General features: G+C 62.4%; 1 protein-coding gene. It reads left to right on the top strand.

Annotated features, from left to right (window positions below):
- Nucleotides 1–17 precede the first annotated feature (17 nt).
- Complete coding sequence (gene flgC / locus EN969_RS34915; RefSeq protein ID WP_013529797.1) at nt 18–434, top strand: flagellar basal body rod protein FlgC; 417 nt, start codon at nt 18–20, stop codon at nt 432–434.
- The last annotated feature ends 10 nt before the right edge of the window (nt 435–444 follow it).

Consider the following 444-nt stretch of genomic DNA (forward strand, 5'->3'; position numbering starts at 1 on the left):
GCGGTGAAGAGCTGACCATGGACGCACTGACCGCAGCCCTCAAAGTCGCAGCATCCGGCCTCGGCGCCCAGTCGGAACGCCTGCGCGTGGTTTCCGAGAACCTCGCCAACGCCCAGTCGACGGGCACCGCGCCCGGCTCCGACCCTTATCGCCGCAAGACCATCAGCTTCGTCTCCGAGCTCGACCGGGCCTCCGGCAGTTCAACGGTTGCAGTGAACTCGATCGATCGAGATCCCAGTGACTTTCCAGTCGAGTTCCAGCCCGGCAACGAGGCCGCCGACGAGAAGGGCTACGTCAAGATGCCCAACGTCAACGTGCTGATCGAAATGGCCGACATGACCGAGGCCAATCGCTCCTACGAGGCCAACCTTCAGGTGGTCAAGCAGGCCCGCGACCTGATTTCCATGACCATCGACCTGATGAGGAACCAGTAATGATCAGCGG

Origin of the sequence: Mesorhizobium sp. M7A.F.Ca.CA.003.01.2.1, from assembly GCF_003998945.1 — a bacterium.
GTDB classification, from domain to species: Bacteria; Pseudomonadota; Alphaproteobacteria; order Rhizobiales; family Rhizobiaceae; genus Mesorhizobium; species Mesorhizobium ciceri.

Coding starts and splice junctions, on each gene's coding strand:
- flgC (WP_013529797.1), top strand. CDS start 18: ATGGACGCACTGACCGCAGCCCTCAAAGTCGCAGCATCCGGCCTCGGC.